We start from the raw sequence: 20240 nt of genomic DNA, 5'->3' as shown, positions 1-20240 counted from the left end.
CTGTGGAATTGGTTATCAGCGATATAGTAAAAATCCGGACTGGATTCTTTAAGTAGTAATGCGCAGGTACTATCAAAACTACTGATCGAAACTATGGAATTTGGCAAAAACTTAAAGCGTCGGGATTTTCTGAAAGCGGCTGGTGTGCTGGGTGCTTTCACCATCGTGCCCCGACATGTACTGGGAGGAAAAGGTTTTATAGCTCCGAGCGACAAGATTACCCTTGGTTTCATCGGATGCGGGCGCCAAAGCGGTGGATTGCGGAATCGTTTTCTGGATACGATGGAAACGCAGGTTGTGGCGGCATCGGATGTATATAAAATCAAACAGGATACATTCGTAGCGGCTGTGAATAAGTGGTATGCCGAAAAACTGGGCGAGACCAGATATACTACCGCTGTTGGGATACCTGATTTTAGAGAACTGCTTGATCGCAAGGACATTGACGCGGTTGTGATTGCCACGCCAGACCACTGGCATGCGGCTGTAGCCGTGAGAGCGGCGGAGGCTGGGAAAGATATATATTGTGAAAAACCACTTTCGCTGACGGTTAAGGAAGGACGGGCGATGGTGAATGCGACGCGAAAGAATAACCGGGTTTTTCAGACCGGGAGTATGCAGCGTTCGCAGCCGGAATTTCGCCAGGCGGTCCGTTTGGTCAGAAATGGGGTGATCGGGAAAGTGACGAAGGTATATGTCAATGTTGGGGGCCCTCCGAAACCTTGGGATTTGGCAAAAGAAGAATTACCGACTGGACTAAACTGGGATCGCTGGATGGGGCCGAATAGTCTTGAACGTCCATATAACAACGAACTGGCGCCGGATATGGCGGCAACATTTTGGCCGAGATGGCGTGATTATGATGAATTCGGTGGCGGCGGTATGACCGACTGGGGCGCCCATATGTTTGATATTGCCCAGTGGGGATTGAATATGGATGCAAGTGGTCCGAGTGAACTAATCTATTCCGAGCCTGGAAAAGGTCTTGTTTTTAAGTATGACAATGGAGTCGAAATGATTCATCGCCCGATGGAAGGAAAACAGCATTGCCATTTTGTGGGTAGTGACGGCGAAGTTTGGGTAGCACGAGGCGATCTGAAAGTGACACCGGAAACGATGAAAGATAAAGTCTTTGAAGAAACCAATGACGGGGTATATGTCAGTGAAAACCACTACAAGGACTTTCTGAACGCGATAAAAACCAGAAAACCACCCATATGCGACGTGGAAGTCGGTCATCGCACCGCGAGTGTCTGCAATATTGGAAACATCGCATACCGCTTGAAACGCTCGCTTACCTGGGATCCAGTGGCCGAAGAATTTAAAAAAGACAAGGAGGCGAACGCATTTTTAGGTCGCCGGATGAAAAAGGAATGGAAGGTTTAGGTTGAGAATTATATCAGACTTTTCTCTAATATTCGGGCTTTTCGCATGGGTTGGGGATGCCAGTAAGTCAGGCTCCTCCATATCCATTCGAAAGGCCCCATCAAGAAATAGATAAGCCATATATAGCTGAATATCAAATTAATAACCCAAACAACGGCGACCACTATATACAGTTGATATCGTTCCAGGTCGTTGTAATGGTTAAATGCAAAACCATAAAAGAACAGCCCGCAAAGGATATTTTGAAGGAAATAATTGCTTAGCGCCATTTGCCCGATTTTGGCCCAGGCATTGTATACAAACTGAAAGAATCCAAGTTGATATACTACTTGTAAAAGACCAATATGCCCCAGGGTGAGTCCTAATCGACGAATTTCGTATGATGCAATCTTAATGTGCCCAAGGATTTTTATGATATCAAAATGCGCGGTCACTACTGTTTGCATATGCCAGTACGTGAGCGGTAAGGCGACTGCATATCCGCCACAAGCCATGATCAGATAAAATTTCAGACTTCTTTCGCCAGTCAGAATTTTCAGTTTATAAAGCGCGATACCGACAATCATAAAAATAAGGCAATCCAGAAATCCACTCCGGTAAAAATCGGTAGTCTGGAGCATGATATTGATGTCGGTATAGTAAGAATAGAATTCAGGGAAAGGTCCTTTTACTATCCTGATTTCTTTTTCAACAGCTTTTTTCTTGGCTGCCAGTGTATGATTCTCCTGAAAGTCTTTCCATTTTGAGATAACCTCTTTTTGATCCTCAGTCCTTTTGGTTGAATCGATTTTCATCAGCATTGTCGCCTCGTTTTGCAACCTGAGGGGCTCGCCGGTTTCGTAGGTGCGTTTGAATATAAAAAGTGTGAGCAAAATTCCCGCGACGAGGAACAGGTATTTGGGCTGCATCCGGCGAAACGGGAATAGAAATAATCCGCACAACGAATAGGAATAAAGTATATCGCCCGGCCACATAATGACAAATGCATTGAAAAGACCAAAAAGCAAAAGCCATATTAAACGACGATAATAGATCTCAGCGGCACTATCTACGGATGTTTTGGTTGAAAGCCTGTCGGTAAGCAATACCATCGTTGCGCCAAACATCAATGAAAACATTCCTCTCATCGAACCTTCGAAGAACAAATTGACTATCCACCATGTGTAGTAATTGATCCCGCTAAATTCATTTCGAATGGTAAGGTCACCGACGACGGCTTCCGGAAGTCCGAAATAGGGGATATTCATCAAGAGAATTCCAAGAAGTGCAAAGCCACGTTGCGCGTCAAGAATATGAATACGCTGGCCTGGCCCAATGGTCTGCAAAGAGTTCTGAGGGGTCATTTTTATGCTTGATAATCAGTCATTTAAAGTTAAAAATAAAACTGATTATTTATCATATCAATGAGTTAACGGCAAAAGTATATACCGGAGAGTCAGCGCATCCTTTTTTTCAGATAAGGAGGCCAACGAAAATTGCAACCGGAATCATTATTCGGAAATTGTCTTTGAGTTATGCATTTGCGTTTTGATTTGTGATATGGCACTGAAAAACATTAATTTAATTGTTTCATAATGTTTGGTACATCCTGTGTAAAATATTAATTGCCTTACTTACCTTAGGAATTACAAAGGTTTTTGCATTTGTAATTTTTAATTGTTCCTTCAAGGATTCAAGCTGTCGAATTCCTGTCCTAAAAAAGTGTTTTGTGTTTCATAAATGTGGTATTTTTGTTGCATGAGCAATGCAGTGGAAGTCTTTAGATTTAAGGAACTGTCAGATTTGGATGAAGTTTCGGATAAGTTGTTAAAATTTGGGAGAGAGTTTCCAATATGGTTTTTTGAGGGTCAGATGGGTGCAGGCAAGACGACGCTGATCAAGGCATTGTGCAGGAATCTTGGCGTGACAACAATGGTTCACAGCCCGACTTTCTCGTTGGTCAATGAATATATCACCAGCAATCGGCTAACGATCTATCATTTCGATTTTTACAGGATCATGGACGAAGTGGAAGCTTTGGATATTGGTGTGGAAGAATATTTTGATTCCGGCGATTTTTGTTTTGTAGAATGGCCGCAAAAAATCGAGGGACTCTGGCCATTGGAATACCTTTTGCTGAATCTGAGTCTTAATGAGGATGGGGAGAGGGAGTTGGTGGTTGAGAAGGTGGGAAGGAAGGGGTGAAGGGGCGGAAGGAGGAAAGGGAAGAAGGAGGAAAGGAGAATGGAGGAAAGGGAAGAAGGAGGAAAGGGGCGCGTTGGAAAAGGTAATGGGTTAACGGATAGACGGTTAACGGGAATTTACGAATTCGGTTTCACTAAAAACTAAGGGCTAATAGCTAACTGCTAACAGCTAAAACCACAGCTAATAGCTAACCGCTAAAAGCCGACAGCTAAAAACTAAAACATGGCGCAACAGCAGATCAAGGGTTTTGAGGAACTGGCGAAACAGTCGGTTTTGTATCCGCAAGAGTCACTTCTTGCCGTGAAGAAAAATCAAAATTCATTACATATCGGGTTGCCCAAGGAGGTTTCTTTACAAGAAAATCGTATTGGGCTTACGCCGGACGCAGTTCGGCTTTTGGTGCGTAACGGACATGAAGTTTGGGTGGAAAGTGGTGCAGGAAATGGTGCCAACCTTTCTGACCACGATTATAGCGAAGCTGGTGCGCAGATCGTCCACAGCCCCAAAGAGGTATATGAAGCCAAATTGATATTAAAAGTGGAGCCGCTGGTTGAGGAGGAATTTAAGCATATCAAGCCCGGCACAACGGTAATTTCAGCCCTCAATTTGCCTTCGCTCCAAAAGAAATATTTTGAAAAACTGAACGAAGCCAAAATCACGGGTATCGGCTATGAGTTGATCGAGGACAAAGTGGGCGGCAAGCCGATTATCCGTGCGATGGGTGAAATCGCCGGTAGTACTGTTTTATTGATTGCCGCTGAATATCTTTCCAATTCCAACGGAGGCCGGGGCGTGATTTTAGGTGGAATAACAGGCGTTCCTCCGACCAAAATTGTGATTCTGGGTGCAGGAACGGTTGCTGAATTTGCCACCCGCGCGGCTTTGGGTGTAGGGGCTGATGTAAAAGTTTTCGACAAACATATATACCGTCTGCAACGGCTGAAATATGCTGTGGGTCAAAATTTATATACTTCAATCATTGACTCGGATACCTTGACAGAGGCGATCAGCCGGGCAGATGTGGTAATTGGTACCATGCGTGCTGAGAATTCTTTCAGTCCGATGGTTGTAAGTACGGAAATGATCGAACAGATGAAACCGGGTTCGGTCGTGATCGATGTCAGCATTGATCAGGGAGGCTCGTTCGAAACTTCCCGCATGACGACTCACAATAATCCCGTTTTTAAATATAAAGACGTCATTCACTACTGCGTTCCCAATATTCCCTCCCGCGTCGCACATACAGCCAGCACGGCTTTAAGTAATGTTTTTCTACCGTTTCTGTTAAGAACAGGAACAATCGGAGGCATCGAGGAAATGATTTATGCCAATCGTTGGTTTATGAAAGGGGTATATTGTCATAAGGGTACTTTGACCAACAGCCATATCGCCCGAAGTTTCAATATGCGTTTCAAAGATCTGACATTGTTGATGGCGGCGAGAATGTGAGGAGCTGCTGGCTATTAGCAATTAGCTATTAGTGCCGCAGCGTTGGAATGTATCAGTTGTCTAAGAATAAAAAAAATTAATTGAAAGAAATACTGCCAATTTTTGGGCCTTTAGTTCGACTTTCGAACTAATGCCTAACAGCTGACAGCTAACAGCTAAAAAATGATTAATAATAGTAATGAAAATGCTCTGATGGATGACGCCAACTCGCCTGAGTTGAATATCAAGATCATGGGGCTTGTGTCGGGAGATTTTATAAAAGTGTCAGACCAATTAAAGGAAGCGTCTTACCAAATTCGTAAACGGGATTTTTCAGAGAATCCGATTTTCGTAATTACCCATAATGAGGTAGATCTCGGAGCACTTTTAATAGGTGCTACCGAGCTGGAAAACAGATATAACTACCGTGCGTCCTACATGGAAGAGTTTGTTCAACGGAAATTGATTGGAGAAGAGTCTGTTCTTTTGTTTAAAGAAAACTACAAAGACCCCGATGAATACTGCTGCCTCTTCGCGCTGATAGGCGAATTCTCAGGATTCATATATGTCCCATATCCGGAAGATTAAGCGTGGTTGCGGGTTGTTGAAAAGGCTTTCTAAAATAGCAAAAAAACGAATCGCTGATAATTAACTGAATATTAGCTAGTTGTGCTTATTAATTCTCCTAAACTAAAAGCTAATTGCTAAAAGCCAACAGCTGCCAAAACCAATTGATGCTCAATCGTGTTACCCAAGCAATAAACAATTACGAGTTATGTTGAAACGTCCCATTTTTGTATATACAGAATTAAGTCCGAATCCGAATTCCATGAAGTTTGTCTTGAACTTCGAGCTCGTGCCGGATGGTTTGTCATTTGATTATCCTTCATTGGAATCGGCTCTGGAAGAAGGAAGAGTTTCGCCGCTCGCCGGGGATTTGTTCCAGTTTCCCCACGTGAAACGCGTGTTTATCGCCAGCAATTTTATCACGATCACCAAAGATGATGATATCACCTGGGATGAAGTGATGAGAGACACCAAGCAGTTTATCAAAATCTATTTTGAAGAAAATCAACCGGTATTCGAACAATCAACAATCGATAAAAATACTACAATCGTTGATTCAAGAGATTCAGATACGGTTCAAAAAATAAAAGCAGCGTTGGATCAATATGTTCGTCCGGCCGTAGAATCAGACGGTGGAGCGATCAATTTCCATTCTTTTAATGAAGATTCAGGTGTAGTGAAAGTGCTTTTGCAAGGATCTTGCAGCGGCTGCCCATCTTCAACCTTAACGCTGAAAGCAGGTATCGAAAATCTGCTGACCAGAATGGTGCCTGACGTGAAAGAAGTAATCGCTGAGGGAGTCTGATATCTGATTCTTAACGAATTTAAGCCTTGCCTTACCTGCAGGGCTTTCTTTTTTATAGGCAAATGCATTAGTTTGCAGAGAATGAATACTCGGGTTCTCCACTTGCTACAAAAAATTAAGTCGCTCCAATCGAAAGGCGATGGGTATTTTCCGGCGGGTATATTCCCTGCCAGCCGGGCAAACCGGCAAATTGGCTATCATCGGCCGGATACCACGATATTCTTTTCTTCCATCATCTGTTTTACGCTTCAAAAGCTTAGAGGAGCATCGGAAGATGGGGATGTAAGGAATTTGATTGACGATATAACTTCCTCAATAATTGGTAATTACAAAGATTTCCAGAACAAAGACGGGCTTGATACCTACAATTTTTGGAAAACAAAACCTTCTCGTCATTTTCCAAACGGATATATATTCCGGCATTTTGAACATTTCAGAATACCCGATGATGTGGACGACACTGCATTTATTTACCTGACAAGTAGGCGGAATGCTGAGGACGCGGAATGGCTTCGGCAAAAGCTGGCTTTACACGCCAATGGGTCCAAGCAATGGATTCGTAATACTTTTTCTGAAGTTAAAAATCTACCAGCGTATTCTACCTGGTTTGGGAAAAATATGTATATCGAGTTCGACGCATGCGTTTTGAGCAACATTTTATATTGTTTGTATCAATATGGTTTGCAACCTGACGAACATGGTTTGGCGAGTCTGAAATATATACGTTTTGTGATTGAAAGCGATCTCTATTTAACAGTTCCGTTTCGCTGTGCGCATCAATATCCCCGCAGTGAGCTGATCATTTACCATGTCATGCGGCTTATGGCAGCATTTGATCCGGAACCGTTGCGACATTTAAAAGATAAGTTGATCAGTGACGCGAAACGACTTTTGGCTAATAGCGACTCTGTCATGGATAAGGTAATTCTGAGTACCTCATTGTTGAGATTTGGCATTGAGACAGCGCATATCGATATCGAAAAGATCCAAAGCATCGATTTTGAAAAGTTCTATTTCTTCATTGCGGGGCTGTTGACTGCTTATGAGAATCCAATTTTGTATAAGATTTCACGAACTAAGTTATTCCATATGCACTGGCAATGCGAGGCGCATTGCTGGACCTTGATTGCCGAATTTGAAATGCTTTTCCAGATGAATAACAACCGATCAGTAGCTGCCGGTCAGGTTTAAAATTATGTCAGATCAGACTATCAAAATCAGGATAAGAGAAATCATTGTCGAGAGGCATGATATAAAAACCTTCGTTTTTGAGCGACTGGATGGTCAGTTGCTGGAATATCGCGCGGGACAGTTTCTGACTTTTTTGCTTCCGCTCCACGGTCATATCGTCCGCCGATCTTACTCTTTCAGTTCTGCTCCCGAGGTTGATGAGTTTCCGACGATTACAGTGAAAAGAGTATCAAATGGCGAGGCGTCAAGATATTGGATTGATATCGCAAAAGTGGGAGAAGTGTTTGAAGTTTTGGCGGCGGCAGGCCGGTTTGTTTTAGACCATGGGCAGTCGCCTGGGCCACATGATATCATATTAATTGGAGCCGGAAGCGGTATTACACCCTTGTTTTCACTATTAAAAGAAACGCTTACCCGGGACTCGGATACTTTTGTGACATTAATATATGCCAATAAGAATGAGTCAAGCACGGTGTTTTTCAACGAGCTGGATAAGTGGAAAACGAAATATGCGGACAGGCTCAATATTGTGCATATTCACAGTCAACCAGGCGATGATTGGACGGGAATTCAGGGGCGTATAAATAATTCCCGGCTTGTCCATCTAGTTGGAAAACATATCAGGTTTGATATTCAGGATGCAAAAGTTTTTATCTGCGGGCCTTCTGAATTGATGCGGACCGTTGAAATCTCACTGATTTTTATGGGCATATCGGCTGATCAGATCAGGAAGGAGAATTTTGTAATTATTCCGTTGCCACCACCGCCTCCCGACTCAAATCCGCACTGGATTAAGTTAACTTTCAAAGATTTAGAACACAACCTGCTCGTGCCAGCGCACAGCACTATTCTGGAAGCTGCGTTGGCTCAAGGAATAGAGTTGCCCTACAGCTGCAAAGGCGGACGCTGTTCAACCTGCGCCGGGATATGTACCAGCGGGAAATTGCATATGACAGTGAATGAGGTGCTTACAGATAAAGATTTGGCACAAGGCTGGATATTGACTTGTTCAGCTTATGTTGACGGCGATGAGGTAGAAGTTCGAATCCCATAAAAAAACGCATAAGCAGTTACACTTATGCGCGGTCCAGGTCCAGGATGTCAAATGTGTTCAGAATTTAGGAATACTCAGTCAGGATAAGTGTGCGGCTAATAGATAACATTTGTTATTCTTAATGGATTAAAAACAAAGACCTGGAAATTTAGTGTGTCCTGAAATAATATTTCAGCAAATGTTTATGTAGCAAAATTAGTTCTTGTGTTACAATATCCAAGCGGACAGCTGAAAAAAAGTGTACGAGCACGCAGAGAATTTTGTATATTCGGGTATGTACACGACGACATTTCATGAAATTACTTCGATTGATCGAAGGGACCACCTGATATTGTCAAATACACACTATCTTGGTAAGTTGGTTGTAAAAAACTTTCGTTTCCTATGTTAGATTTGAGGAATGAAGAGTTTTTGTCTTGTAAATTATTGGTTGCTTCACTTTGAAAAAGAAAATTGTCAGGATCAAAGACATTGCGGAACGTGCTGGCACGTCCAAAGGGACTGTTGATAGGGTATTGCATAACAGGGGCAGGGTAGCGGACGATGTGAGGGAAAAGGTGTTGGCCATTATTCAGGAAATGAATTATGAGCCTAATATTATCGCCAGATCGCTGAAATCGCAAAAGGTATACAATTTGGCCGCCTTGATTCCGGACGATAAGGTGGATAGCTACTGGGAGTCGCCGCGCCATGGGTTGGAGAAAGCCGAGCGCGAACTACGCCAGTACGGAATTTCGGTTAGCGAGTATATTTTCGATCCTCACGATGTAAATTCTTTTATTACGAAAGCAAAGGAGGTGACCGCGGAACATCCCGACGGAATATTGATGGCGCCTATTTTTTTTAAGGAGGTTAAGCCATTTTTTGAGGAATGGAAGAGGCAGGAAATCCCATTTGTGCTTTTTAATACGCAGATAGAGGGTGGAGGCCAACTATGCTATATTGGTCAGGATTCTTACCGAAGCGGGTCTTTGGCTGCCAAAATTTTGAATTACGGGTTGCCGTTTCCGTGTAGCGTACTGGTAGCACACGTAAACGAGGATATTCCTAACTCTGCTCATTTAATTTCAAAAGAAGAAGGTTTTAAAGACTATTTCGCGGGAATGACGGAAACCTATGAAGTGCTCCGCCAAGAATTCTATTTCAAAGAGAAATCCGAATTCTTTTCGCAATTAGATAAAGTCATTGAGAGAAATCCTGAGCTTAAGGCAATATATGTAACGACTTCTAAGGCTTTCGAAATCGCTGACTATCTTACAGAGAGACAACTTACACATATCAAATTGATTGGCTATGATTTGCTTGCTCAAAATTTGAAATATCTTAACAACGATGTCATCGATTTCCTGATCAATCAAAATCCCCATGGTCAGGGATATTGGGGGATTAATCAATTAGCTAATCATTTGGTTTTCAGTAAAGAAATCCTGCCCATCAAATTTTTGCCATTGGATATTATTACAAAAGAGAATCTGGATTATTATCTGGATCCGGCGTGAAATCACTCAAATAGATTTAAATGTTTACCTCCAAAGGGAAACTGATTGACCAATTAAGAGCCAATTTTGGTAAGGCTAAAGAGGGGACTTTTGATTTTAACAGAATCGAACGTTTTTTCCAACTCAGTGATAAAAGGGATTTTCATCAAGTCGTGTCTGATCGAACATTTCACGATTTGGATATGAATGAGATTTTCATGTTCATTGATCGAACGAGTTCTAAAGTCGGGCAACAGTTTTTGTACAAGGTGTTCCGCACCATTCCACGCGATAATAGGAGGATCGAAAAATTTGAGAAAGTAATTCAAATTTTAAAAAGTGATCCGAATTTTCGGGATAAAGTACTGCTTGAAATATCTTCATTAAACAAAAATGAAGCTCATTTTATCGCGTCGCTATTTTTGGGAGATCATATACAGAAGCCAAAATGGTTTTGGATTATTCCTGTACTCTCAATGACAAGCTTATTGTCCATTATACTGTCGCTAATTTTCCCGAAAATTTTTATTCTTTTTATTTTGGTAATGGCCGTTAATTTTGGCTTTCACTACTGGAATAAGATTAATTTTTATCAGTATAGCGGCTCAATTCCACAACTGTTAAGATTGAATCAGGCCGCAAAATCTATTGCTGGCATTGAAAGTTTCAAAGCCATATACCCGGATATAAATGAGTCAATCAGGGCGTTGGATAGTCTTGGACTTCAAATGTCTCTTTTCAAGTTGGAGGTGAAGTTACAAAGTGAGATTGGAGTAGCGGTAGAATATTTTGTTGAATTGATAAAGGCAATATTTCTCATAGAACCTTTAGTATTATATAATGTGCTCAATGAACTTGATTTGAAAAGAGTCGAGATTGGAAAGGTATTTCATTTTGTGGGGGAAATTGACACTGCCTTATCCATTAATTTTTTACGAGAGGACTTACCATATTTTTGTTTTCCCAATATTGTTCCGCATTCAAAGCAAATAGCAGCAGTAGAGATTTACCATCCACTTATTTATCAATTTGTTCCTAATTCAATAAATCTGAGAAACAAGTCTGCGTTGTTGACAGGATCCAATATGTCGGGAAAAACCACATTTATTCGCACAATTGGAATCAATACAATTACTGCGCAAACTTTAAATACTTGCTTTTCAAAAGTTTTCAATATTTCTGTTTCAAAAGTTTATTCTGCGATCCGAATTTCAGACGATCTTTTGAACGATAAAAGTTATTATTTCGAGGAGGTGTTGGCAATTAAGGCACTACTTGACGAAAGCAATTCGGGAGATCAAAATTTATTCTTGCTCGATGAAATGTTTAAAGGAACAAATACGGTTGAACGAATCGCATCGGGTTGCGCGGTTTTGAAGTATTTAAACAATAGGAATAATATTGCCTTAGTAGCCACCCACGACCTTGAATTGGCCGACTTACTTTTAGACGGTTTTTCTTTATTTCATTTTACAGAAGTTGTGCTGAATGGAAGTGTGGTATTTGACTATAAAATCAAACAGGGTAACTTAACCAATACCAATGCGATACGGATTTTAGAATTAAATAATTATCCTAAAGAAGTAATTGACGAGGCAACCCGATTGGCGAATCAGGTTTATGAACTTAGAAATAAGAATAATGAGTAATTGATTTGGTTTAAATACTCATAACCAAATCAGTTCCGCAAATCAAAACTCCCCGAACTGACTATACATTTCTTTTAACTTCGGCTCAGTTTCCTTAGCCTTTATATCTTTCCTCAGAGCGGTAACACCTTGGATATCTGTCAGTAAACCCAATACCTGAAACGCGCCAAACCTCACAAAATAAGCGGGGTTGTTTCTGGCTAAACCTTCCAGAACCGGTATGCTTTTCCTTTGAATATCCTGTTTTGATTTGATAAGATATTTCCCGAAAACCTGTAGGAAATTGTATTTCTCCGCGGGTTTCATACGCTTCATTTTTTCCAAAAACCAGTCGAAACGATCCGGCTGGGCCAATCCGGCGTAGTAGTTGCCAACCGCCGTCACTATGGCGTCGTTGGGTGATGCTTCAAACCGGGCAGCTACGTCCGCTGCGTCCGTTGGCAGGCCAAGCAAGTATTTGTCTATCGCTACTGAAACAACCTGATAAGAGGTATCGGAAAGTGCCTCGCGAAATATTTGTTCGCTGTTGTTGTCGCCATATGATGCGAGGGTAATCAATGCTTCAGCGCGTACCTGAGGATGCTCATCGACACGAGCCCGACTTTGAATAACTGACTCAATATCTGCAAACCCCGGGCCGTCATATTCCGCAAAGTTTGATACCGCCATTTGACGAAGCTTCCAGAACGGGTCGGTCATCGCTTTTACCAACAGGTTACGAACAGTTGAATCAGCCAGTTTTCCTTCTAATTGGGCAAGGGCCTCATATTTTGGCAAGAAACGATCGGCATGAAGGTATTGAAAGATCATTTCCTTCCGGTCTTTGGTATGATCGATATTGCCCAGCAATTGCGCATCGCTATCGAAAAGTACAAGGTCTGGTTTCTTGGCGGCAGGGAATTCCAGTGTTTGGGCAGCCTTGTCAACCAGCACCTCATATCGGCTCTTTTTGCCTTCGACCCACACATCCACTTTCAAAGGAAGACGATATACCGTTGTTGCCAGCGTATCCTGCAGTTGCTTTACTTTCAAGAGGACCTTACCGTTAGCCTGCGAGTATTCCTGGTCAATTTTGATATTCGGATGTCCCGGACGGTGAAACCACTGGTCGAAAAACCAATTCAGATCCTCTCCCGTTACTTTCTCAAATGCTATTCTCAGGTCATCAATTTCCGCGGTTCCGAAAGCATGGCTTTTCAGGTAAGTCGTCAAAGAAGCGTAAAATGCTTCATCACCGACGTAGTTTCGAAGCATATGCAGTATCCGACCTCCTTTTGCGTAAGAATGGCTGTCAAACATATCCTCCGCACTCTTATAGAAATACCGGATCATGGGCACATTCTTGGTCTCCGATTCGGCAAGATATTGTTTTGTTTCCTGTAAATTATCCCAATCTGCTTCGTCTCTTCCGTCGTTATATTCCGCCCATAAATATTCAGAATAGTTCGCAAATGACTCGTTGAGAGGCAATTGTCCCCATTCCTCGGCTGTTACATAATCGCCAAACCAGTGATGAGCCAGTTCGTGGGCTATTACGGCATCCGAATTTCCATCCACCAGTGACCTTGTGTCGTTCTGAACACCCTCTTCGTGCACAGTCGCAGTAGTATTTTCCATAGCACCAGCCACAAAATCTCTTACCGCTATCTGCGCATATTTTTCCCAGGGGAAGTCAACTCCGAAGATATTCGAGAAAAACGCGACCATTTCAGGTGTTCTCCCAAAAATGGCATGGGCATCGCGACCATATTTTGGTTCGACATAGTAGCTGAGTTCCATTCCGTTTGGCATCATATCCTTCGCAACTGCAAAGTCACCAACCGCGACCATAGCCAAATATGGAGCGTGAGGCAAAGTTTGTTTCCAATGATCGAGGCGCATGCCTTTGTTGGTAATATCACTTGCCACTAGCAGGCCGTTCGAAAGCGTCTTGTATGAGCTGTCGACCGTCATATATATATCCTGCGTAAACTTCTGGTTTGGCGCGTCAATAGTAGGAAACCAGCAGGAACTACCGTAAGTCTCCCCCTGTGTCCAGATCTGACGCGGCTTGTCTTCGTCGAGACCGTCAGCGTTGATGAAATAAAGCCCTTTTTCCGTCGGGTGGTCGCCATCCGCTCCTTTCGGAAGTTCGTTTGGCTTGGCGATATAGTCTATTTTGATATTCACCGTATCGCCTTTGGTATAGGTTTTCCCAAGTTTAACAACGAGCTTCCGCTTGTCATAGCTGTATTCGAGCTTTTTGACCACGTTCTCTGCGATTTCTTTGGCTTCCAAATCTCCGAAATCAGGTCGGGATTTTAATAGTGACACGCTTTTTATTTCAAAACCTTTCGCGTCGAGCTCAATTGAATTTTGGGGATAGAAATGAGGTTTAAATTGTAGTACGGCACTTCCAGGAACCTGCTGTTTGTCCCAGTCAAACGAAACATCCAGACGCGTGTGAAGGATGTTGTTTTTGATTGGTCTTTCTGGACGATATGGCCCGGCCGGCGTTTTTATTCCCGGATTTCTACGGTAAGTTGTATCAGCCGTGTACTTTGATCCACCTGCATATATCGAATTGGCGATAAATAGTAAGCTGAAAAAAAAAGCTCCGCAGAGGGAAAAAGGGGTTTTCCTTGATTTGTTGATATTAATATCCGCTACAAGTGGGGACATAAATTAATGGATTAGTCAATGAGTTCAAAAAGCCTGTTTATCAAAGTCGCCCTGGTTCAGCGGACTGCGCTGCCCGCCGGGCAGGCACGAACGAAACAGCCAAGGTAATCATAACGATAATAGCACCTGCCAGAAGTATATCCTTCCAGATTAATTTAACCGGATAGGCGTCCACGATCGAGGAAACCATACCCATAGATACAAAACCGTATTGGATTTGTGCCCAGCAAACGGCAATGCCGGCAATAATTCCAAATATTGCACCCGTAAAAGCCACGATCGCACCCTCCATCAGGAATATCCTTCTGACCAGCGATGGTGTTGCTCCCAACGCATAAAGCATGGAAATATCCTTCTTTTTTTCTATCGCCAGCATGCTTAGGGAAAAGAAAATATTAATGCCAGCTACTAAAATTATGAACGACAAAGTTACAGTAACAAAAAGTTTTTCGACGCTTATCGCCCGAAGAAGATCCGCATTCATGGAATCACGGTCCTTTGCAACAAAGCGGGGTCCTAATATTTTACCAAGATTCTGGCTTACCTGGCTCTCCGAATAACCTGGTTTGACCTGCACTTCCAGTGAAGAACGCTGTCCGTGATATTGCAATAGGTTTTCGGCCACTTCAAGAGGCACGATCACATAGTCGTCATATCGTGTTTCAATGAAAAATACGCCGCCCGGTCTAACGGATACCTGATTAAAAGCCTCCGTAGAATTGAGGTTGATATTTTTGGCCCCGGTATTCGGATATAAAAGTTCAAGAGGAATCAGGATATCACGAAGCGAAATTGATAGTGAATTTCTAACTCCCTCGGACATCAGTGCAAAAGGTGTTCCGTTAGTGCCATAAAGCTGCAATGAGCCTTCGATAATGGCAGTATCCAGCTGTTTTCTTTCAATGAAAGTGCGATCTACGCCCTTTAATTTGATGATACTCTGTTGGTTATTGTAAACGGCAAGCGCGTTGTCTTCTATTACCTGAGTGACGAGCTTCACTCCGTCAGCTGACGATACTATTTTTAACAACGAATCTGAAATTGTGAAGCGCCTGCCCTGCGCAGGATATATGGTGATGTCAGCATCAAAAGTCTTAAAGATACTGCGGTTCAGTTCTTCCATTCCGTTAAAAACGGAAAGTACAACCACAAGGGCCATCGTTCCGATTGCGACACCTGCCATGGCGATCCTGGCAATCAGACTGATAAAGCTGCGTTTGTTTTTTGAGAAGAAATAGCGAACTGCAATACGATACGGAAGATTCATTTGAGCCTACTCGTTTCAGTTATCGTCCTCGTCCGGTGTGGCCGGAGGAATTTCGATCGTAGAAAACAACTGATCCATTTTAGCGGCATATTCGGCAGTGTCGTCCATATAGAATTGAAGATCAGGCACAATTCTTAGCTGATGTCTAACCCTTTCGGCCAGTTTCTGACGGATAAACTTGGTATTTTCTTTGATAGACTTAAGTACGAATTCCTTATTTTTTTCCGGTAAAAAACTAAGATACGCTCTTGCAATACCCAAATCCGGTGTAACTCGTACTGCCGTAATGGTCGCGATGAAACCGCTGATGAGATGTTGCGCATCTTTTTGTAGGATCTCCCCCAAATCTTTCTGTATCTGCCTTCCTACCTTTTGTTGTCTTTTCGATTCCATTTTACAAAATGCTGATTGCAACCACTCGCGATTTCTTGAATATCATTTATGGCTACTATTTAAATAACAACAAATATCCGTACTAATTTTGTTTTTGTTAATCCCGGAGTCGTAATTTCGGTAAATTAATTGATTTTAGCCTCAAAATTTAAAACCCTTTGCTTAGTTTTTTTCGGGTCAATGCGCGGTATCAGAACATCAGCCTGATCGTGTTTTTTCTTCTTTTGAGGGTTCCTTTTTTCCTGGGCGGAGCCCCGCTTCTCGTTCCCGAACTTAGCTGGATGCTGGTGGGAGAGCAGATGGGTCACGGTTTCATGCTTTATCGTGACGTTTGGGATAATGTGAGTCCGTTTTCAGGAATGACTTACTGGCTCATCGATTCACTTTTCGGCCGATCGCAACTGGCATTTCAGTTAGCCGCAACGGCACTTGGGTTAATACAGGTTTTATATTTTAACTATATCATCCACTCACGGGAAGTATTTCCGGAAAGGTCGTTTGTGCCAGGTGCGCTTTATGCATTGTTTCTCAATATATCCTTTGATTTGGGAACATTATCACCCATGCTCATGGCCACCACGTTTTTGCTTTTTGCCTTTGGTGCAGTGGTCAAAATTATCATCCGGCGCGAGGTTTCTCCTCTCATATTTGAGTTAGGTATATATATCGGTGTGGCAACACTGTTTTATTTACCTGCAACATTGTTTATGGTATGGGCATTTTTGTCCATGCTTTTTTACACGGGCGCCTCTATTCGTCAGCACCTACTAGGGCTATTTGGATCCGTATTTCCGGTATTGATGGTGCTGCTTTTCTTCTATATGAACGACGGTGTCGAGAGTCTGAACAGAAACTTGCTGACCTCCGTTTTTCAGGTGAAACAGTATAATCTGAATGATTTTACGTCGCTGTTTGCCTCGCTTTTTCTTCCACTTTGCGCGGCGGTGATGGGTTATACCCGCATATTCACATCCCTCAGATTTGTCAATTACCAGACCCGTATCCAGCAGGTAATGGCACTTTGGTTTATTATAGCTGTATTCACGATTCCGTTGATGCAGTATCTGGCGCCAATGCAATTTGTGATTTTTTTACCGCCAGTGACGTTTTTTGCCACGCATTACTTCCAGAGCTTTAAAAGAAACAGCTGGTCGGACGAACTACAGTTTATGGCCATGGCCGGCATTATCGTGCTCATAAATCTTCAGGGGTTGAAAGGTTTTATACCTGGTGCGCCGATGGGAAGGCTGGAAAATCTGCAGGCGAAATCTGCCTCGCTTCCTGACGAAATAAAAAACAAAAGAATTTTGGTGCTGGGTGAACACACGGGAGAGTATATGAATAACTTTTCAGCAACCCCGTATCTGAACTGGGAATTGGCAAGCTACGATTTGGAGCACTTGGATAATTTCGACAGCGTAATCCACGTATATGACAATTTTCGGAAAGATCCACCTGATTATGTGATTGACAAACAGGGGATTATGCCAAAGTTGTTGCTGAGAGTTCCTGCGCTGAAAAAGCAATATACCTTAAGCCCGTGGAAGGGAATATACCAGCGGATAGGGGTGTAGTGAGCTATTAGCTGTTAGCGATTAGCTTTTAGTCTTGCGTCGAAGTTAAACAGGGGGTATGGAGAAATTCCCACAGAGTCGCGCGGAGTTTTTAATTTCGAACGGCCTGCGTTAACAGAAAAATGCCGCCAATTTATGATCGACGGCATTTCCCATTTTCAATATTTATACCAAAAGCCGCAAACTTACCGCTCGCAACATTCACCCATTCAACATTAGATTTCACTAACTCATAATCAGCAAGCTATCTTATTCACACGCGTCTGATGGCGGCCTCCTTCAAATTCTGTTTTGAGAAATTGATCCAGTGCATCAAGAGCCACAGAAAGGTCTATAAACCGCACAGGGAAGCATATCACATTTGCATCATTATGCTGACGGGAAAGACCCGCGATTTCCGGATCCCAAACGAGCGCAGCTCTGATTCCCTGATGCTTGTTAGCAGTAATACAAACCCCCTGACCACTTCCACAAAGCAATATACCTTTCTCAAATTCACCACTTTCAACTCCTGACGAAACCGGGTGCGCAAAATCGGCGTAATCGGCAGCATCGGCGCTATAAGTACCAAAATCCTTAACCTCAAAGCCTTTTTCGGTTAGCCATTCGGTGATCGGGGCCTTATACTCGTAGCCCGCGTGATCCGAGCCAATTGCAATTTTTCTCATTACTTTTTTGTTATTTGTGACTGCCTTTATAAATAGAGTTCGTGCGACGGACTGTGAATTACGAGACTTTATTTTTCGGCAAAGGTAATATCAAAATCAACAACACAACTGAATTCAGAAGTATGAGTGACGAAATAAACAATGAAGAACATAAGCTTACCGACGTATCTCTTTTAAACCCTGCGGTACCGGAAGATGAAAAAAGGATAAAGGAAGCATTTGAAGATCGAAACTGGAGTGAGATAAAAAGTGCTGATTCGTGGGTAGTTTTTAAAGTGATGGCTGAGTTTGTTGAAGGCTTTGACAAGCTGGCTAAAATCGGCCCTTGTGTTTCAATCTTCGGGTCCGCAAGGACGCTTCCGGACAATCCATATTATAAAATTGCCGAGGATATTGCCGCAAAATTGGTACGCCACGGATATGGTGTGATCACGGGCGGAGGACCCGGAATCATGGAGGCGGGAAATAAAGGCGCAAAAGAACAGGGAGGTAAGTCTGTAGGGTTGAACATCACGCTCCCTTTTGAGCAGCATAGCAATATCTATATCGATTCTGACAAGTTTATGAACTTCGACTTTTTCTTTGTTCGTAAAGTGATGTTTGTGAAATATTCTCAGGGGTTTGTTGTTATGCCGGGCGGATTCGGAACGCTGGATGAACTCTTCGAGGCGATGACGCTCATTCAAACCAAGAAAATCGGTAGATTCCCTATTGTGCTCGTGGGAAGTCAATTCTGGGCAGGCCTAATCGATTGGATCAAAACAACGATGCTGAACGAAAAGAATATCAATCCGGAAGATATGAAGCTGATCAGCCTGGTCGACACTCCTGAACAGGCTGTGAAGGTGATTGATGACTTTTATTCCAAATATTTGCTCAAGCCTAATTTTTAAGAAGGACGGAAAGTCTCAAACATTTCACGCAAAGGCAAAACTAGGTTTCATCGCATCCTATTTGGGAATTTCACAAGAACATTTGAGCCGCATTCGGGCGGGATACCGAAAATAGAACTTTCTCATTCGATTATCACGTCTATATTTTCTTACATAACTTGCAACGATAAACCATGCCGGACTATCCGTCCTGCTTAAAATTGACTTTTAAAACGAACAAGATATAAATGGGTGTGATTAAACGGATGTTGCCACATATGGTTGTTCTTTTTATGTTGATCAACTGCAAGGGAACTGAACTAAATGAAGTGAAACTGGAGTGTGTTTCCGGCGTTATTGTTGGCTTCAAATGCGAAGTGGCAGCGATAAAGCTGGATTCCGCATATAGACTTGGAAAAACCAGTTGGTCTAAGGACACACTGGATTCGATGGGAGAGGACTCCCTGATATCAAAAACAGGCGTGATCGGATTATTAGGGTTGCCTGAAAAGTATGCAAAAGAAAACCGCCGGATCTATTTGCTTGTCCGGAAGCCATCGAAAGAGGAAGATGTAGCTCTTGAATGCTACCTGGAGTCACCCGTGGCACCCGCTCCTCGATATATTGTAGCCAAAGTAGATTCTGTATCATGTCCGAAGGACAGTATCATAGTTCTTTAAACTCCTGAATTGCTTTTTGATATTTATCAAAGGAATTGCAATTCAATGAGAAGAGATTTGAGTGTTCAATTATTTGTTCACTCAAATCTCTTTTTTTATGAAATCTATTACCATTCAGGGATCTCAATGCAGAGGCGGGTGCGATTTACACGCTTTGTGCCGCATTGGGAGAGTTTTTCTACCATACCAAAGTGAAGACTCCGCAATGGTCAGGCGATATTTTTCAGCGACCGGAAATGCATCGGATTCACCGTGAATATGAAAAGCATACCAGCAATTATGGCGATGTTGTTTGGTGGGATATGCTGTTCAATACTTACAAAAACCCCAAAGAATTTAGAGCTACCTGCGGTTTACACATCGATAAGGAGCAGCAACTTGCC

General features: G+C 42.6%; 17 protein-coding genes and 1 pseudogene. 13 read left to right on the top strand and 5 right to left on the bottom strand.

All coding sequences use genetic code 11. From position 1 onward, the window contains the following. Positions 1-93: 93 nt before the first annotated feature. Positions 94-1386 carry a Gfo/Idh/MocA family oxidoreductase gene (locus AC1XUD_RS21920; protein ID WP_483363165.1) on the top strand — a complete coding sequence of 431 codons (1293 nt, stop codon included), beginning with the start codon at positions 94-96 and terminating at the stop codon, positions 1384-1386. An 8-nt stretch (positions 1387-1394) separates the two neighbouring features. On the opposite strand, the gene AC1XUD_RS21915 is transcribed toward AC1XUD_RS21920, so the two are convergent. After that, positions 1395-2729: a DUF418 domain-containing protein gene (locus tag AC1XUD_RS21915; protein WP_483363164.1), complete on the bottom strand. Its 1335-nt coding sequence runs from the start codon at positions 2727-2729 to the stop codon at positions 1395-1397. 394 nt (positions 2730-3123) lie between these two features. On the opposite strand from AC1XUD_RS21915, the gene tsaE reads away from it, so the two are divergent. The 8 genes from tsaE (at position 3124) to AC1XUD_RS21875 (ending at position 11742) form a co-directional block, all read left to right on the top strand. After that, the gene (gene tsaE, locus AC1XUD_RS21910; protein ID WP_483363163.1) at positions 3124-3570 is read left to right on the top strand and encodes a tRNA (adenosine(37)-N6)-threonylcarbamoyltransferase complex ATPase subunit type 1 TsaE; all 447 of its coding nucleotides are present in this window, start codon (positions 3124-3126) and stop codon (positions 3568-3570) included. A 222-nt stretch (positions 3571-3792) separates the two neighbouring features. After that, positions 3793-5019 carry an alanine dehydrogenase gene (locus AC1XUD_RS21905; protein WP_483363162.1) on the top strand — a complete coding sequence of 409 codons (1227 nt, stop codon included), beginning with the start codon at positions 3793-3795 and terminating at the stop codon, positions 5017-5019. Positions 5020-5181: 162 nt separating this feature from the next. Next, positions 5182-5586 (top strand): hypothetical protein, encoded by a 405-nt coding sequence (locus AC1XUD_RS21900; protein WP_483363161.1) that lies wholly within the window; start codon positions 5182-5184, stop codon positions 5584-5586. A gap of 187 nt (positions 5587-5773) precedes the next feature. Further along, positions 5774-6370, top strand: a complete 597-nt coding sequence (locus AC1XUD_RS21895; RefSeq protein WP_483363160.1) for a NifU family protein — start codon at positions 5774-5776, stop codon at positions 6368-6370. Positions 6371-6451: 81 nt separating this feature from the next. Then, entirely contained in the window at positions 6452-7561 is a 1110-nt protein-coding gene (locus AC1XUD_RS21890; protein WP_483363159.1) for a hypothetical protein, read from the top strand. Between the two features lie 4 nt (positions 7562-7565). Continuing rightward, positions 7566-8615, top strand: coding sequence for a 2Fe-2S iron-sulfur cluster-binding protein (locus AC1XUD_RS21885; RefSeq protein ID WP_483363158.1), 1050 nt, complete (start codon positions 7566-7568; stop codon positions 8613-8615). Between the two features lie 440 nt (positions 8616-9055). Beyond that, positions 9056-10114 carry a substrate-binding domain-containing protein gene (locus AC1XUD_RS21880; protein WP_483363157.1) on the top strand — a complete coding sequence of 353 codons (1059 nt, stop codon included), beginning with the start codon at positions 9056-9058 and terminating at the stop codon, positions 10112-10114. Between the two features lie 20 nt (positions 10115-10134). Next, positions 10135-11742 (top strand): MutS-related protein, encoded by a 1608-nt coding sequence (locus AC1XUD_RS21875; protein WP_483363156.1) that lies wholly within the window; start codon positions 10135-10137, stop codon positions 11740-11742. Positions 11743-11784: 42 nt separating this feature from the next. On the opposite strand, the gene AC1XUD_RS21870 is transcribed toward AC1XUD_RS21875, so the two are convergent. From AC1XUD_RS21870 to rbfA, 3 genes are read right to left on the bottom strand one after another with little or no spacing between them, the layout of a single operon-like run. After that, positions 11785-14403: a M1 family aminopeptidase gene (locus tag AC1XUD_RS21870; protein WP_483363155.1), complete on the bottom strand. Its 2619-nt coding sequence runs from the start codon at positions 14401-14403 to the stop codon at positions 11785-11787. A 40-nt stretch (positions 14404-14443) separates the two neighbouring features. Further along, positions 14444-15670, bottom strand: a complete 1227-nt coding sequence (locus AC1XUD_RS21865) for an FtsX-like permease family protein (protein ID WP_483363154.1) — start codon at positions 15668-15670, stop codon at positions 14444-14446. 15 nt (positions 15671-15685) lie between these two features. Beyond that, entirely contained in the window at positions 15686-16063 is a 378-nt protein-coding gene (gene rbfA / locus AC1XUD_RS21860; RefSeq protein ID WP_483363153.1) for a 30S ribosome-binding factor RbfA, read from the bottom strand. Positions 16064-16221: 158 nt separating this feature from the next. On the opposite strand from rbfA, the gene AC1XUD_RS21855 reads away from it, so the two are divergent. Further along, on the top strand, positions 16222-17637 hold the full coding sequence (locus AC1XUD_RS21855) for a hypothetical protein (protein WP_483363152.1): 1416 nt from the start codon (positions 16222-16224) through the stop codon (positions 17635-17637). Between the two features lie 236 nt (positions 17638-17873). Here the strand turns inward: AC1XUD_RS21855 and rpiB are convergent, their stop codons facing one another. Further along, positions 17874-18305 (bottom strand): ribose 5-phosphate isomerase B, encoded by a 432-nt coding sequence (gene rpiB, locus AC1XUD_RS21850; protein WP_483363151.1) that lies wholly within the window; start codon positions 18303-18305, stop codon positions 17874-17876. A gap of 122 nt (positions 18306-18427) precedes the next feature. On the opposite strand from rpiB, the gene AC1XUD_RS21845 reads away from it, so the two are divergent. From AC1XUD_RS21845 to AC1XUD_RS21835, 3 genes and pseudogenes are all read left to right on the top strand, one after another. Beyond that, a complete protein-coding gene (locus AC1XUD_RS21845) occupies positions 18428-19198 on the top strand; it encodes an LOG family protein (RefSeq protein ID WP_483363150.1) in 771 nt (256 codons plus the stop codon). Between the two features lie 227 nt (positions 19199-19425). Further along, positions 19426-19857 (top strand): hypothetical protein, encoded by a 432-nt coding sequence (locus AC1XUD_RS21840; RefSeq protein WP_483363149.1) that lies wholly within the window; start codon positions 19426-19428, stop codon positions 19855-19857. Between the two features lie 140 nt (positions 19858-19997). Continuing rightward, positions 19998-20240: pseudogene (locus AC1XUD_RS21835) on the top strand (sterol desaturase family protein); the annotation flags it as partial.

The organism is Dyadobacter sp. HNCC25DJ184, from assembly GCF_056895215.1.
This window is presented reverse-complemented; position numbering and strand designations above follow the sequence as displayed.

Excerpts from the sequence above, each read along its gene's own strand:
- AC1XUD_RS21920 (WP_483363165.1), top strand. The coding sequence starts at position 94 with ATGGAATTTGGCAAAAACTTAAAGCGTCGGGATTTTCTGAAAGCGGCT.
- AC1XUD_RS21915 (WP_483363164.1), bottom strand. The coding sequence starts at position 2,729 with ATGACCCCTCAGAACTCTTTGCAGACCATTGGGCCAGGCCAGCGTATT.
- tsaE (WP_483363163.1), top strand. The coding sequence starts at position 3,124 with ATGAGCAATGCAGTGGAAGTCTTTAGATTTAAGGAACTGTCAGATTTG.
- AC1XUD_RS21905 (WP_483363162.1), top strand. The coding sequence starts at position 3,793 with ATGGCGCAACAGCAGATCAAGGGTTTTGAGGAACTGGCGAAACAGTCG.
- AC1XUD_RS21900 (WP_483363161.1), top strand. The coding sequence starts at position 5,182 with ATGATTAATAATAGTAATGAAAATGCTCTGATGGATGACGCCAACTCG.
- AC1XUD_RS21895 (WP_483363160.1), top strand. The coding sequence starts at position 5,774 with ATGTTGAAACGTCCCATTTTTGTATATACAGAATTAAGTCCGAATCCG.
- AC1XUD_RS21890 (WP_483363159.1), top strand. The coding sequence starts at position 6,452 with ATGAATACTCGGGTTCTCCACTTGCTACAAAAAATTAAGTCGCTCCAA.
- AC1XUD_RS21885 (WP_483363158.1), top strand. The coding sequence starts at position 7,566 with ATGTCAGATCAGACTATCAAAATCAGGATAAGAGAAATCATTGTCGAG.
- AC1XUD_RS21875 (WP_483363156.1), top strand. The coding sequence starts at position 10,135 with ATGTTTACCTCCAAAGGGAAACTGATTGACCAATTAAGAGCCAATTTT.
- AC1XUD_RS21870 (WP_483363155.1), bottom strand. The coding sequence starts at position 14,403 with ATGTCCCCACTTGTAGCGGATATTAATATCAACAAATCAAGGAAAACC.
- AC1XUD_RS21865 (WP_483363154.1), bottom strand. The coding sequence starts at position 15,670 with ATGAATCTTCCGTATCGTATTGCAGTTCGCTATTTCTTCTCAAAAAAC.
- rbfA (WP_483363153.1), bottom strand. The coding sequence starts at position 16,063 with ATGGAATCGAAAAGACAACAAAAGGTAGGAAGGCAGATACAGAAAGAT.
- rpiB (WP_483363151.1), bottom strand. The coding sequence starts at position 18,305 with ATGAGAAAAATTGCAATTGGCTCGGATCACGCGGGCTACGAGTATAAG.
- AC1XUD_RS21845 (WP_483363150.1), top strand. The coding sequence starts at position 18,428 with ATGAGTGACGAAATAAACAATGAAGAACATAAGCTTACCGACGTATCT.
- AC1XUD_RS21840 (WP_483363149.1), top strand. The coding sequence starts at position 19,426 with ATGGGTGTGATTAAACGGATGTTGCCACATATGGTTGTTCTTTTTATG.